This is a genomic window from Flavobacterium sp. RSP15 (assembly GCF_003968755.1).
Taxonomy (GTDB): Bacteria; Bacteroidota; Bacteroidia; order Flavobacteriales; family Flavobacteriaceae; genus Flavobacterium.
Genome location: NZ_RYDL01000004.1, coordinates 114434 through 129916 on the forward strand (window position 1 = coordinate 114434; position 15483 = coordinate 129916).

The 15483-nt window shown below is 33.5% G+C and carries 12 protein-coding genes; 5 read left to right on the top strand and 7 right to left on the bottom strand.

Annotation, left to right across the window (positions count from 1 at the left end; genetic code table 11):
• The first annotated feature begins 157 nt into the window (after positions 1-157).
• Entirely contained in the window at positions 158-1405 is a 1248-nt protein-coding gene (locus EKM00_RS06735; protein WP_126515663.1) for a site-specific integrase, read from the top strand.
• Positions 1406-1527: 122 nt separating this feature from the next.
• A complete protein-coding gene (locus EKM00_RS06740; RefSeq protein WP_126515664.1) occupies positions 1528-1770 on the top strand; it encodes a hypothetical protein in 243 nt (80 codons plus the stop codon).
• 83 nt (positions 1771-1853) lie between these two features.
• Here the strand turns inward: EKM00_RS06740 and EKM00_RS06745 are convergent, their stop codons facing one another.
• The 6 genes from EKM00_RS06745 to dgt form a co-directional block, all read right to left on the bottom strand.
• On the bottom strand, positions 1854-2753 hold the full coding sequence (locus EKM00_RS06745; RefSeq protein WP_126515665.1) for an alpha/beta hydrolase family protein: 900 nt from the start codon (positions 2751-2753) through the stop codon (positions 1854-1856).
• Positions 2754-2982: 229 nt separating this feature from the next.
• Positions 2983-4593 (bottom strand): AAA family ATPase, encoded by a 1611-nt coding sequence (locus tag EKM00_RS06750; RefSeq protein ID WP_126515666.1) that lies wholly within the window; start codon positions 4591-4593, stop codon positions 2983-2985.
• A 185-nt stretch (positions 4594-4778) separates the two neighbouring features.
• Complete coding sequence (locus EKM00_RS06755) at positions 4779-5606, bottom strand: AbiJ-NTD4 domain-containing protein (protein WP_126515667.1); 828 nt, start codon at positions 5604-5606, stop codon at positions 4779-4781.
• 37 nt (positions 5607-5643) lie between these two features.
• Complete coding sequence (locus EKM00_RS06760; RefSeq protein ID WP_126515668.1) at positions 5644-6264, bottom strand: hypothetical protein; 621 nt, start codon at positions 6262-6264, stop codon at positions 5644-5646.
• A 186-nt stretch (positions 6265-6450) separates the two neighbouring features.
• Positions 6451-7902: a hypothetical protein gene (locus EKM00_RS06765; RefSeq protein WP_126515669.1), complete on the bottom strand. Its 1452-nt coding sequence runs from the start codon at positions 7900-7902 to the stop codon at positions 6451-6453.
• Positions 7903-8058: 156 nt separating this feature from the next.
• Positions 8059-9438: a dGTP triphosphohydrolase gene (dgt, locus tag EKM00_RS06770; protein WP_126515670.1), complete on the bottom strand. Its 1380-nt coding sequence runs from the start codon at positions 9436-9438 to the stop codon at positions 8059-8061.
• Between the two features lie 578 nt (positions 9439-10016).
• Here dgt and EKM00_RS06775 point away from each other — a divergent pair.
• From EKM00_RS06775 to EKM00_RS06785, 3 genes are all read left to right on the top strand, one after another.
• Positions 10017-10922 (top strand): helix-turn-helix domain-containing protein, encoded by a 906-nt coding sequence (locus EKM00_RS06775; RefSeq protein ID WP_126515671.1) that lies wholly within the window; start codon positions 10017-10019, stop codon positions 10920-10922.
• Positions 10923-11023: 101 nt separating this feature from the next.
• Complete coding sequence (locus EKM00_RS06780) at positions 11024-12532, top strand: MauE/DoxX family redox-associated membrane protein (RefSeq protein WP_126515672.1); 1509 nt, start codon at positions 11024-11026, stop codon at positions 12530-12532.
• A 116-nt stretch (positions 12533-12648) separates the two neighbouring features.
• On the top strand, positions 12649-12900 hold the full coding sequence (locus EKM00_RS06785; protein ID WP_126515673.1) for a hypothetical protein: 252 nt from the start codon (positions 12649-12651) through the stop codon (positions 12898-12900).
• Positions 12901-12945: 45 nt separating this feature from the next.
• On the opposite strand, the gene EKM00_RS06790 is transcribed toward EKM00_RS06785, so the two are convergent.
• On the bottom strand, positions 12946-15450 hold the full coding sequence (locus tag EKM00_RS06790) for a S9 family peptidase (RefSeq protein WP_233592253.1): 2505 nt from the start codon (positions 15448-15450) through the stop codon (positions 12946-12948).
• Between the last annotated feature and the right edge of the window lie 33 nt (positions 15451-15483).

The following is a 15483-nucleotide window of genomic DNA, read 5'->3' on the forward strand; positions in this document are numbered from 1 at the left end:
TGTCTTTTGAGGTGTCACTGAAATTATATTTTTCAAGTGACACCTATCTCAAAAGTTACCAGTTCAACATTTGTTCAAATACCTTTTCACTATTTGAACATCTTGTTTGGAAGTATTACAAAGTTTAAATTTAATAATAACTAAAAGGTCACCAACCATGAACACAGCCGTATCCGTTCTCTTTTATATAAAGCGATCAAAAGTCAATAATGATGGCATCTGCCCTATTTATGTACGTGTCACAGTACAATCTAAACGATTTGAATTTAGTAGCAACAAATTTGTTAATCCTGAGAAATGGTCAAATGAAGGATCTAAAGTGAAAGGAAACAATGAAGAGACTCGTTCAATAAACAGTCACCTTGAATATTTAAAATCTAAAATTTTAGAAGCTGAGAAAAAATTATACAAAAAGGATATTATTATAACTTCTGAAAATCTAAAGAATGAAATTTTTGATCTCCAAGACAGCCAAAGAATGCTTATCCCTATCTTCAAGGATCACAACAACAAAATAAAAGAATTAGTGGGCAAAGAATACGCCCCGGGAACATTAGAACGCTACAACACCTCTCTAAAGCATACTATCGACTTCCTGCAATGGAAATACAAAGTATCAGATATAGACATTAACAAAATAGATCATGCGTTTATTACCGATTATGAATTCTACTTGAGAAGCGTTCGCAATTGCGCCAACAATACGGCCGTAAAATACATCAAGAACTTCAACAAAATAATCAAGATTTGCCTGGCCAACCATTGGATAGAAAGAAACCCGTTTGCCAACTACAAATCGAAAGTCAAAGAAGTAGAAAGAGTCTATCTATCTGAAGACGAAATCCAAAATATACTCAACAAAGATTTCAAAACAGAACGATTATCGCTAGTGCGCGATATCTTCCTTTTCAGCTGTTTCACAGGCTTAGCCTACATTGATGTCAAAAACCTAACAAAGTCGCATATAAGCCTTGGAATCGACGGAGAGAAATGGATATTCACCCACCGCCAGAAAACAGAATCCGCTTCAAAAATTCCAATCCTTCCAATTACACAAATGATTATTGATAAATATGAGGACCATCCGGAATGCAACAACCAAAACAAACTACTTCCTATTTTGAGCAATCAAAAAATGAATGCCTATTTAAAAGAAATAGCGGGTGTTTGTGAAATCGAAAAAGAATTAACTTTCCATATTGCTCGTCATACTTTTGCGACGACTGTAACACTCACAAATGGTGTTCCAATAGAAAGCGTGAGCAAAATGTTAGGACATAAAAATATCAGAACTACACAGCACTATGCTAAGATATTGGATAAAAAAGTGAGTGAAGATATGATGGTTTTACGAAACAAAATGTCAAACTGCAACAATGATAAAATTATCAAAAATGCCAATTAGAATTTCTACTTTCCTAATATAGCACATAATGAGTTTAGAATCGATAGTTCAAGTCAGGTAATTTGTAGTACATTTATCTTAGTCTGGAAATTTTTTCAAAAGAACATTTTAAATCTTATAACATGCTAACAAAAATAATTGAATCACTAAAATTTCTTTTATTGGAATATCGTTTTTATTTCTGCAGTATTGCATTGTTATTGGCTCTCTTGATTTATAGTTATAATAAAACTTTGTCTTTGGAAAAAGAGCTCCGATTGAATCAAACCACGTTCGAAAGAAGGCAAAAGACATATGATGAAAAAGCAAAACAACAGCGAGAAAAACTCGAGCGTATGATAAAAGAGATCAAATCAGAAAAATAAAACTTATAAGCAGTTCCGTTCAACACACGCTTCATTGTTGGCTTTTCAAGCCCAACGAAGCCTTATCTGTTGTAGGCAGTGCTTTATTTTGATACTTTAGACTTCTTAATATTCAAAGCTTTCTGTTTTATCCATTGAATTGAAATATCAACAGTTTCTGTAATATCGCCGGAAGAAGTATTGTGACCTAATGTTGAAAACAAAGTATATTCGAAAGGTTTACCTTGAACTTTGAATGTATTTAGTTGCTCTATACATAACTTTACTGGAATTTGGATATCTTTCTCGCCAAAAAGCCAAAGTCCTGGAATTGAAAGAGTATTCAGAGAAATTTTTGGGTCAGTCGCAACGAATTGATACCTGTCTGGGTCATTTTTAGTATGTTCACGAGCATCTGATTCTGTATGATTTTCCCAAAAATTATTGTTGCCGTTAGTATAAAACTGAAATCGAAGTTGTTCTAGAGTTGTAATTGTAGGGCAACTAAATAAAACCATAAATTCTATTTGTGGATTTTTGCATGCAGCAATTGGGATTATCCATCCTGCTTGACTGAAGCCAACTAATCCAATTGGTATTTTTTTATCTTTCAAATAGGTTCGAAATGTGTTTACTGCTGAACTTGCATCGTGAGATAATAAATTAAGATTAATAGTGTCAATATTATTAGTACCAACAGATGGCCCTACATATACACCGCCCGATTCCCCAACTCCTCGTTTATCATATGTCAATACAGCAATACCTTCTTTGGCAAGACGTATTGCGAAGTCCATTTCTCTTTTTACAGGATCAGACCCGTGAACAATTACAACTGCTGCAACTGTCTTTTTAGGCGTTAAAATTGAGCCTGCAAGAGTGACTCCCTGGCTTTCAAATTTTACATCTTGAATGGTAAAGTCAGCCGATTGACAAAATACAATTTCTGGTAAAGTTATTAATAATAACCAAAGAAATAAGTTAGAAAAAAAGCTAATGTTCATTTTGGTTTAATATAAAAAAATGTTTTGAATGGTCTGCGTTAGCATTGCCTACAACGTCAATTCGTCTAAAAACCCTCAAACGAACTTTATTTGGTTAATTAGTTAGTAAATATATAGGATTTAAACTATAATTAAACTGCTTTTTAAAACTACCTCCGCTTCCGTCCAACACGAGTTTAATTGTTTGCGCTACGCACGCAACGAACCCTTCTGTTATCGGTTGCCCTTTTTATTCTCTATTAAATATACAATTTTCTAATTCTTTAAAGACTTCCATATCTTGGGTAATATATTCAGATAAAGTCAGTTTAAAACTTTCTGCACTAATACTTGCGCTAATTCCACAAAAATTTCTAACGCGATTTATTTCATCTTTAATGTTGTTGTCATTAATGTTAGTAACAAACTTATCATATTCAATTTCATTAAAAGTTAAGTTGTTTGCACTGCAAAAGGCAATTAGTACTTCTTTATCAAATAAATAATTTTCAATTTCCCAACGCTTCATAATTCTGAAATGCTTAGGATTAGTTTTGAGATATATTTGTCTATCGTTTTCGTCATTTTGCCTGCCTGAAGAAACGTCTCTGTCTTTAAATACAAAAATTTCAATTTCTGAAAAGACTTTTGTTAAAATTGCAAGAGCTATTTCACTTCTTTGGTCAAGTTCTGTATTTCCACCACTTGAAATAAATAATGTGTCATGATACTTTTCACCGTAAATGTTATTAAAAACTTTTGCATCAAATCCCTTTTCAAGTCCATTAACACCTGGCCTGTCTTTGCCTTCACAATAAACAATTCTTCTTGGGCTTACCAACCCAGTTAAGTCGTCTAATGCAGTTTCAAAAATTTCCTTCCATTTTGAAAGTGATTTTTTTATTGGAACAAGAGTTTGTTGAGTTGATGCCCAATTAATTTCTTTTTGAAATTGAATAATTTGACATTCGTCTTTCAAATCTTCTTGCAAGGCTCTTAAAAATCCTATACTGTGTGTTGCAACCCAAATTTGACAATTTGGCCCAACAAGTTTATTTATTTCTAATAGGAGTTTTTTTTGAATTGAGGTATTTATATGAAGTTCGGGTTCATCTATTAGAAATATTGTTTCATTGTATTCTTCTTGTCTTAAATACAAATCAAGTAAAATATCAACAACTTCTTTTTCGCCAGATGATAGAACATTGAATTCAAATTCTTTTGGATGGTCACTTTTTAGAAAAAACATTGTCCCTTCATTGGCTTCTATGTTTCCTATACTCATTATTTCTAAATCAAGACAATTCTTAAGTGAGCTGTTTAGGTCTCCAATTATTTTTGCTTTAGCTTGACTTGGCGTACAGTCTTGTTCGTGAAGATATTTATTAAACTTTATGTAAAGTCTCCTATAATTTTCCTCCATTTTATCATCTAAATCGGTAGAGGTCGTCGCTCCATAATTATTTAGACGAATTTCTGAAGTTGCTTTAGATTGAGTAACCTTTAAATTACTGTTATATCTATATGGACTTCTAAAAGAAAAAATGGTGTTTTCCTTTCCTGTTTTTGTTCTTTGTTCTTTTAATTGTTGAAAGTTGCTTGCATCTAAGTCTATGATTATATTTTGATAATTGAAATTAGGGGTTTGTGTCATTGAATGATAGTTATGGTCTTTACCTCCTTTATTTCCAATTGCACCATATGCATTATTATGAAATAACATTCCATCAAGTACACTACTTTTACCGCAACCATTAGGTCCAACCAATGCAATAATTCTTTTAGGCTCATTACCTAAGTCAATTGTCAAATCGTGAAACCTTTTGTAACCATTCTTTAATTGTATTTTCTTAATTCTCATTGTCAGTTTATTTGTTTACTTGGTCGGTTAGGGTTGCCGATAACGTTCTGCTATTAGGCGGTGTAGCGGTGTTAAAATTCACTATTTTGAAGGTTTGCCTATTTTCTTCAAATTCAAAATCATTTTCAAATTAAGCAAAAACCCCAAATCCTTTCTAGCAGGTCTTACCAGCCGTATTTTCTTTGTCAGAATGGTAAGTCATCTTTTTCCGTTTTTGCTACGCCAAGTTTTTTTCCTAAATATGTCGCAATGGCCGCAGTAACTTCAACGACTAATTCTGCTTCTAAATATTCAGGTGCTTGCCCTTCTCTTAAATGTCTGCCTTGTTCTGAAGTGAAACCCCAAATTTTAGTTACTGCTTGGTCAAGTGGAGTTGGGATTATTCTAGGGAATTTTTTCATTAAGTCTCCAAGAGTTGATTTAGAGTCTCCGGTAACCTCTCTTGTCACACACTCTAAACAAGCAAGTGAATGTTGAATTGCTCCAGTTATGTCAGGTATTGGTCTTCTTGACAAGTCATTAAGTGCTTCTCTTATTTCTGTCTTGGCTGTTTCTAGTTTTGCTGCTTCCAAAACAGAAACAACAGTCTTAACTGCTGTTTCAAAAACTTCATCCCCACGAGTTTCTATAAGTCCATTTTCAATTTTCCATCCAATTCCATTTGAAATGAAGTATTCATTTATTTCGTTTGTAAAGATTTCTCTTTCTTGTGGGTTTAGTTTTTGAATTATTGTTTCAACAATGTCATAAACTAGATACCAATCACAAGATTCTAAATGTTCTCCAACTTCGTAATCTATATTCGGAAATTCAGACCAATTATTATGATCTGGAGGAATTCTTAAAACCCTAGTGGTTATTGCACGAAGGTCAGAAGGATTTTTATTTAAATCGTAATAAGCCATTTTGATATATCCGCGAAGAACTTCTGGTGCGTCCTCGCGAATGGTAATCTCTTTTTCCTTTAATGCAAAAAGACCTTGTCGTTTTGAAAATCTTTCTATGTTTGTCATTGTCGTTTTCGTCAGTTAATATAGCTGTTACCGCCAGTTATTTATCTACAACTATTATTGTTCTTTTCCAACTCGGCTCTTTTGACCCATTCTCAAAAACCGTAAGTTCAATTTCATCAGCAGCTGTAAATCTGATGTCGAAGTCAAGAGACCCACCTCTAAGTGTTTTAAATTTGCGAATCGTTTTTGTGCCTTCTTTCTCATAGTCAAAATCTCTCCACCCCGGAATTGATTGAAAAGCTGGAAACACCCAATTTGTGCCGGATACTTTTACAATAACTTCTTGTTTCTTTGGTACTTCTACTCGCATAGAATAACTACCAACAATATACCTTGTAATTTTCCTGTCAAGAATATTAATACCAAATCCTCCAGAACGTGGATAGCTAATTTCTTTAATATTTGAACCGTCAGAAGAAGCAATTTCATCAACAGTCTGCTTTACATCTTTAATCGCAAAAAGAACTTTATCTGTATTTTGATTACTTGTTGAATTTATACTCACCGGAATACTGTCAAGTTTGCTATCAATTACAACTTCTCTTTTTTGCCCCATCTTTTTTCCATAATGAAAATGACCATATCCTCCAATCGCAGTCAATACAATTCCAACAAAAACAACGATTTGTGATAAGGTTTGTAAAAATTCTGGTCTCATATTTTTTAATTTGTTTGTCATACTGAAAACGACTATTATTCTTTTTTTATATCCGTGACGTTTTGCCACTTTGAGATGACTGGAAATTCGTAACCAGTCAACTTTCTTTTTTGCAGAAAACTTGATGTGAAACGGTAATTCCACTAAATTCCAGCTATATCAAAACAGTTGTTGTAGGCTGGCTATTTATTCTTCTCTGAATGGTTGTGAACAAAGATATGTTACATTTTTTTGTATCCTTTCAGGATAAGCTTTCTTTCGTTCTTCTAATGAAGCATACTCATGGATAGGTTTCCTATAACTTCTATAATCGATAATATTCAAAATTATATCACGTAATATATGATCTAATTTTTGAAAATTGATAAACATCTCTGTGAAATTTTCGCCGAACTCTCCATTATGGACAGCAGTATGTCGTTCGCTTGTAACCAAATTTTCAACATTCTGATTAATTGGAATACAACCACATTTTAATAAATCATACATTTTTTGGACTGTACTATTCTTCCTTCTGTTTAAGTCCCCAAGTTTTGATTTAAATATTCTAAATGCATCTATATTTGTTGAATTTATGTCAGATTTTTGAGTTTCAAGCACTTTAATCAAAGCTGGTTTAATACTTTCTTCCCAAACTTTATTATCTATTAAATTTTCATCGAAATTTCCAAGTGATATTTGATAATTAGTGCTAAGCTTTTCTAGTGCATTAATTAAAATTGAATATGATTGATGCATTCCAGAAGTTGTAAATGCAGAATTTAATGATGATACGGTTGAGATAAAATCAAGTTTTAAATCATTGTGATAAAACTCATTAAATGAATAGATAAAAGCTCTTTGGAAAATTGATGAACTGTACGAATGATGCTCATTAATTGGAATGTAATCGCTAGTGTAAGAATTTGAATTTTTAGTAAATGAATAATTATAAACAATGTGAGAATCTGAACCATCAATAGTATAAAAATTACCAGTTAGTTCTCTTCTAATAGATACATTTCCTCCATTTAGAAAAGAGAGAAAACCTAAAAATTGTTTTTTAAATACTTGAAAGTGTTTGTATGTTAAAAGACCATAACCTCCATTCTTTGTAAAGTCAATCAAGATTGTATCATCTGTTTTTGACTGACTAAAAACCAGATGAAAATAATTCTCTTTATACCCTTCAATTTGAATATACAATGAACAGCTAGTATAATCAAAGTTCACATTGAAATCGTCAACTTTTCCATATTGTCTATATTTCTTAACATCAGTGTGATTTGCAAACTTTGTTTTAAAACCTTCTATTTCTACAAAAAGAATGTTGTCTTCAATTTCTTTGAAATCTTCATCTAACGAATTTCTTTCTATTTCAGTTAACTTAACAAAATTTCGACAAACAAATTTTGCTTTATGGTTGTGATGTTTATATAATGTAAAAGTCAAATCTTCAATTTCGATTTGATAACCTTTTTCTGTTTTTCCAATTAAACTGAATCGCTTTGAAAAGTATGTGTCATCATAAAATCCTTCCTTAAGAAAAGTTTCTATGAAATATACACCATTTTCTTCACTAACTAAAGCAAATGGTATTTCACAACTTTTGTCATCTCCAATTATTGTACCTTGTGTTATGGTGTATTTTAGATTCAATTTTGTACGGTTTTTTTTAGCTTGCCTACAACGTGTCGCTGCTTTGAGATGGCTGGAAATTCGTAAAAACTCAGTTTTCGGCTTAACGAAAACTTGATGCGAAACATTAATTCCACTAAATTCCAGCTAGCTCAAATGGCGGTTGTACCTCGTTATTTATATTTCGATTCCTCTCAAATTTCTGTACAATTTTAGTGCGTAAACGTCTGTCATACCTGAAATAAAATCAATAATATGCATAACTTTTACATAAGGAGTACTAGATTCATCAAATGAAAATTGTTTAGGCAATAACTGAAGTATTTTCTTTTGTTCTTTATCTCGTATATTTTCAGGTGTTAAAGCAGAAAAAACAAAATCTTCAACTAGACCAGACATAATTCTAAATCCAGCGATTTCTAATTCAACTACTTTTCTAGCATTGTAGATTTTTTCAATAGATTTTTTTTCAATTCGTTGCATTACCGATTGTAATTCAGGAATGTCTTCTATTAAACTTTTTTGATAAATTCCTTTTAAAATATCTTCTTTTTTATCCCAAAACACATCTGCACATTTATGAATAAGTGCATTAATTGATTTAGCTCTCAAATATGCTATTGATTCATTTGGGTCACCTTTTAATATTTCCGCCTGTTCAGTTACCCATTCTATGTTATCTTTTGGATTATGGCTAATGATTTCAAGAAATGCAGAACTAACTTCTTCGTAAGATAATATTCCTAATCTGTGTGCATCTTCAAAATCTATAATGTTGTATGAAATATCATCAGCGGCTTCAACTAAATATACAAAAGGATGCCTTTTGTATGCAATTCTAGATGCTATATCGTCAGGTATCATATTTAGTTCATTAGCAATATCAAGAAAAACTTCTTCGTCGATTTTGAAATAACCATATTTTTTTCTGTGAAGTATTTTTTTATCTGATGCTAGAGATTCACACGGATATTTTAATATTGATCCAATTGTGCTATATGTCAGCCTAAAGCCTCCTTTATTTCTATCATGTTGTTGCATTGTTAAAACTCTTAACGCATTTGCATTTCCTTCAAAAGTAATTAAATCTTGCCATTCCGCATCTGAGAACATAGCTTTAAATTCAATATCTTCAGGTTTTTTTGTGTCTCTTTTCTTAAAATATTTAGAAATTGCTTCTTCACCAGAATGACCAAATGCAGGATTTCCTAGATCGTGTGCTAAACAGGCAGACGATAAAACATTTTTAAGACTGTTTCTGTAAAATGGCCGAGCATTCTCGTCACTTTTAACTTGTGGCAGTTCTGAAATTTTCTTTCCAATTATTTTTCCTAAAGATCTTCCAACACTTGAAACTTCTAAAGAATGTGTTAGTCTATTATGAACAAATACTTCTTCGGGAAGTGGAAATACTTGCGTTTTATTTTGAAGTCTTCGAAATGGACTTGAAAAAATGATTCTATCCCAATCTCTTTCGTATTGAGTTCTTATATCGTCTTGTCCTTTCTGCATTCCAAATCTTTTTGGAGAGAAACAATTGTTCCAAGTCATTTCCATTTTTAGCTCTTGTTTTATGGTCGGTTCATATATAATGAGGTACAACTAGTATATAACATCAAGAAGTAACACCTTATTTAAAGTTTTACCATAACTCAAGCAATATTTCTATGGCTGTAAATAAAAGCTTTTAAAATTATTAATACAATACCCACTTTTAGTGATATTCGATTTAAATTAAACCACGATAGAAAACTTTCTTCAGATACATTTATATATAAAAACAAAAAAAGACACCTCTCAGCATCTTTCTACCTCTTCCCCTTACTCTTCCAACTATCATTTTTATCATAATTCCTCCTAAACTCAAAAACATTCCATCTCAGGTAAAGACCTAAAAAAACAAACTACAATAAATCAAATTATTCCATACCTCAACTAAGGAACGCATCGAGAATTACTCTTTGATTATGGAATTAAAAAACGATTTACCACTCACTTTTCACTAAAAAACACCTATTCAATTCACGAATTGAACACTATACTTTTAGCAAATAAAAATTACATTCTATAGTTTTGTCTGTCTTTCCAAATACTTGTCTTGATATTCCGCATTCAATTCCTAACTATATAATCTAATGGAAAATCAAAAAACACAACAACGCATAAAGGAGATTTACCAAATGCTTTTTGAAATGGCAACTGGTAATCTCGCTTTTAGAATTATCAAAATAGATCAAGACGACGAAGTCGGCAAGATGTCTGAAATGCTTAATAAACTCGCTGGAGAAATGCATGATATATTACTCCAATCAAGTTACGTTAACCCTCATTACAGTTATCAAAACTTAGTACAAACAACATTTATCTTAGACGATAACTTTCTTATCAGCAATTTTAATGCACACGTTCTGCAAGCACTATACTATGAATCTGAAGAATTATTTCAGGTAGACTTTGGAAAATTTATCGCGCCACAGTCCTCCAGTATTTGGAATCAAAAAAAGATAGAAGCTTCACTAGATGACAATTACCATAGCACCGTTCATCTTATTTTTGTAACGGGTAATAATAAATTACTTCCAACTTTTTGCACCATTTCACGGCTGCGCTACAGTGACAAAATAATAGTAAACTCAATTACTACGATATTGCAAGAATTGCTGTCAGACCCGAAGTATGTAATAAAAATAAATCCGGAAAAACAATCCGAAGCTATCGTCATGCAAAATCTTTATGATTACATATTAAATCACTTGGAGCAACCACTGCCAACCCTTAAAGAATTAGCTGTGCTTTTTGATTGTAATGAATACAAATTGAAACTTGGATTTCGTGAATTTTTCAAAACAAGTATTTATAATTTTTACCACGATGAAAGATTAAAAAGAGCACATTTGATGATCCAGCAAACAAAGATTCCACTCAAAGAAATTGCAATAATGAATGGCTTTAATACCTACCTCAACTTTTATAAAGCATTTAAAAAAAAATTTAAGTATGCACCGAGTGAAGTGGATCGTAGCCCGAATGAAGCTAATTAAATACTGAACAGCTTCAACTCTATTTTGGATAACGAAAGTTCTGATTTGCATAACATTATACTTTTATATTGTAGAATTTTACAAGACTAAAAAAGCAACTTATGAAAATTTCTGAAAAAATTAAAAGTGTTATAGTAAATTTCATAAGTTGGCTCTTTATTTTGCTTTTTACTTATGCAGCGACCAACAAAGTACTTGATTTCGAAAATTTCAAACAGCAACTAGGACAGTCACCGCTGTTGAGTTCTTTTGCCGAACAAGTAGCATGGGCGGTTCCGTCAGCTGAATTTTTAATTGTTATCTTATTGGTTTTACCAAAGTTTAGGTATCCAGCCTTGGTATCATCTTTCGTGTTAATGCTAATGTTTACCGCTTACATCTATATTATTTTAAATCATAGCGTATTTGTTCCTTGTTCTTGTGGAGGTATTTTAGAAAAAATGAATTGGCACGAGCATTTGATTTTTAACATAGGATTTGTTTTCTTGGCACTGATTGGATTGTGGTTGCAACCAACACCATCTATCACTATAAAAAGGAAATTAATTGTGGTGTCCAGTTCTGCATTGACAGGTATTATTATAGTAATTGCTTTATTTTTAATCTCGGAAAATATCCATAGTTATCACAATAAATTTGTGCGGCGTTTATCAAGTGCCCCTGCAACCAAAATCAAGGACTATAACCTCAAATTAAGGTCGTACTATTTTGCTGGGGCAGATGGTGATCATGTTTACTTGGGAAATACAACCTCGCAGTTATTAATGACCGTTGTAGATACAGCGTTAAATAAAACAACGATACACAATATTACGCTTGACAAAATCGACCTGCCATTTCGTTCACTGACAATTAGAGTAAACGGCCCCTATTTTTATATTTATGACGGAACGGTTCCTTGCATATTTAGGGGTAAAATTTCGGACTGGAAGGCTAAGTTATACAAAAGTGGCTCTGAGTACTTTACCTATGCAGAAGCAATTGACTCAACCTCTTTGGCAGTTCGCGTTCAAAAACGGGGTAGTGGTGAAAGTATATTAGGTAAAGTTGACTTGCTCTCTACTAAAAAGACAGTGTTAAACCCTAATTTATTGCAAAAACAGATTGATGGCCTGTTCGATACTGATGGCTCATTAATGTATAGTAATGAAATTAACAGAATAATTTACTTGTATGCCTATCGCAATCAATTTATCGTCGTCGATCCTAAACTAAATTTAGATTATAGAGGTAATACAATAGACACGATCGCACATTCAAATATTGAATTGGTAGATTTAGAAAAACGTGGGGAGCGAAAATTTGCAAAAAAGCCGTTGCTAGTAAATAAAGATGCAGCTGTTTATGGTAATGTACTCTTTGTAAACAGTAATATCCCCGGTCGATATGAAAGCTTAGAAATGTGGAAACTAGCCAGTATTGTAGATAGCTATGATATCTCTTCAAATAGCTATCTCGAAAGCTTCTATGTCTACGATGTCGACAAACAAAAGTTACGTGATATAATAGTACATGGTGATAAGCTTTACACCCTAGTGGGAAATCACCTTATAAGCTACAAACTACAGCCCATAATTACAGCTAATTATAAAAAACAGAGTCGGTCGTAAACCCGACTAAGCAATCTATTGGCCAAATAGCAGGACAAGATCGAAAACCTGTAAAAAAGAGTAGATCAAAACTTTTAATTTTTACGATTATGAAAACTAAAATTTTAAAATTCGGTATGCCGGTAGCATTTGTTGCTCTCGGATTAGTTGGTGCTTTATCCTCAAATGCGATGGAAAAAAAGGCAACCGTACTAGTTAGTGAAACGGGTTATAAAAAGGTAATTGGTGCTGCCCAACCTTGTCAACCTGTAGAATCGTGTGATAACGTTCAAGGTCAGCTTTGTAAGTCAAGCATTGATAACTCGCAGTTGTATCGTCGCATAAGCGACAACCAATGTCCGACCATGTTGTTTAGAAGTAATCCTTAATTTTTAAAGAAAAGCCGCCACAATAAAATGTGACGGCTTTTCAATTTAAGATTTTAAATATTTCGCAAACCAGGCTTCAATTCGCTTTGTTAGATCTGCTTGATTTTTCTTGTCTATTATTGTGTGAGATTCCTCGGGATAAATAAGTAGAGTATGTTCTTTCTTCAACCTTCTCAAAGCAAAATAAAACTCGATGCTTTGAAAATAATGTACCTGTTTGTCTTCATCTCCTGTCCATGCCAATAAAGGTGTCGCTACATTTTGAGCCAGTAACACCGGTGAATTGTTGAGGTAACTTGACATATCTTCAAATAAAGACATTCCTATACGTTCCTGATCAATTTCATATCGATAAAAATCTGAAGTCGCATAATTACTGTTATAATAAAGATAACTTGATACCAAATCTGTAATAGCTGCCCCGGCGACTGCCGCGGCAAACCGATTTGTTTTCGTTATGATATAATCCGTTTCAAAGCCACCAAAAGAATGCCCTGTTAATCCAATTCTTGCAGGATCTATACTAAAGTTTAAAAGCACCGCATCAACTGCAGCCAATACACATTTTTTTGCTGATTCACCTGTTTGCCGCATTTCATAGACAATATCAGGCAATAGGATAAAATAACCTTTTGACGACAATACCGAAAAGTTAATCCCATTCTCGTTCAATAGCGTCGGCTTAACATACCGATGTAAACTACCTCCTTGTCTTTCATAAATGCTAACAATCATAGGATACTTGACCGTAGGATCAAAATCCGCAGGATAAATTAAAACACCCGATAAGGGTTTTCCATCTACAACATACGAAACCTTCTCAACCTTAGCCCACAAATAGTTGTGGTGCTGAAAATTGCTGCGATACAATTCTTTTACTTTCCCAAGAGCATCGACGAACAGCAACTCAGGGGGCGCATCAAAATGTTGCGAGATAAAAGTAAAAGCGTTACTATTTTTAGCCTTTACCACACGGTCAGTTCTTTTGTATTCCCAAAAAATTGGACGCGCACCAGTTGTCCAATCGTAACTATAAAATCCACTATACCCTGTCGCAGTATTTTGGGCAGATAAAATACACTGCGTTGAATAACTGATAATTACAGTCGTCCGATCCATGTAATCGAACTTAGAGAGGAGCCTGCGTTGGGCAGTTGCAAAACGAAAAGTAGTTTTATTTTCACGTCCTTTGGTCAACCGTTTCTTTGCCTTTCCGTCAGCGCTAATCATCCAAATATCAAACTGGTCATAAATGAAAAGAGAGTTGTCGTCTATGCTCCACCCTGCAATACCATATAAAGGAACTTGCCCCGCACGATCATAATCGATATCACGAACTGGAACGCCCAAATCTTGAGTAATATTTCGGTGTTCGTCCTTCTTGAAATCATACACCCACCAGTCACCATTTACTGAATAAGATAAGTAATTGCCCTTGGGAGAAAATGCCGGCTCCATCCCCGTCCCAGGATATCCTTTGAGCAATAATCGCTTTGTACCCGTTTGAACTGCAGTTACATAAATATCTCTCGATCCTATACCATCAAAATGTGGCTCAGATTCGAATTCATTCCAAGTCAACGCATATTCTGCGGTACGCCCAATTAGTGCAGAGGGCTCTTCCCTGTTGCTAATCTGCAAAAACCGACCCGATTCTACGAACCATACTGCGACTTTATCCTGTAATGTAAAGTCTCCATACATTTTTAAATTGGGATAGATTTGCTTGTCATTTCCATTCCATACTTGAACAACTTCGGCTGTATCTTCATTCGGCACATTTTCTTTCAACTTGAAAAAGATCCGATTTCCATCATTTGAAATAGTAATCGAACTAAAACCAGCACCTATGCTCATATCATTAGGAAAATTGGAACAGCTTTCCGGATCAAATGATAAAAGCTTCCCAGTATCTAACCGATAGGCATACAGCTTGCCTCTCAAGCCATTATTTTGAATAAAGGCAATAGTTTGGTTAAGCCAGCTCAGGTTTTTAATCGCGCCATCTGTTAAAACCGGTATCTCTTTTTTTATAAAATTGTCAAAGATTTCAAGTATTTCCACTTTCTCTTTTCCAGTAACGTAGGCAATCGCATCCTTGCGTATATTCCATATCCATTCGTTGATATTATCAGCATTAGCCACGGTTTGACCAAGCATGTTTTTTACAGTTAAGCGTTGGTTGCCACTTTGATCATCACTAATCAGTATTAAGTATTTACCATTGCCCGAAAATGAATAGCTGCTAATTTTCGGAAAGTAATTCACTTTTCCTGATGTTAAGTCTTGCAAAACCAATGTATTATTCTGCTTACACGCAAACCAATTTTCACCATTAAACTCCCCATTTGTACCATGAGGAAATGCGTATTTTTTTCTGCTTTTTGTTGCTATAGCAAATAGCGTATCAGCTGTATCGTATTGCAGGCTGTAACTTGCCCAACCTCCCTTATCAGAAATACTGTGCGATAGCATATCACTCCATAAATGATAATCTTCTTGCGGTACCGTTTTCTTTTGTAAAACCTGCCCTACTACCGTGCAGCCCACTAGCAAAAAACAATATGTAGTTAAGCGGAAAAA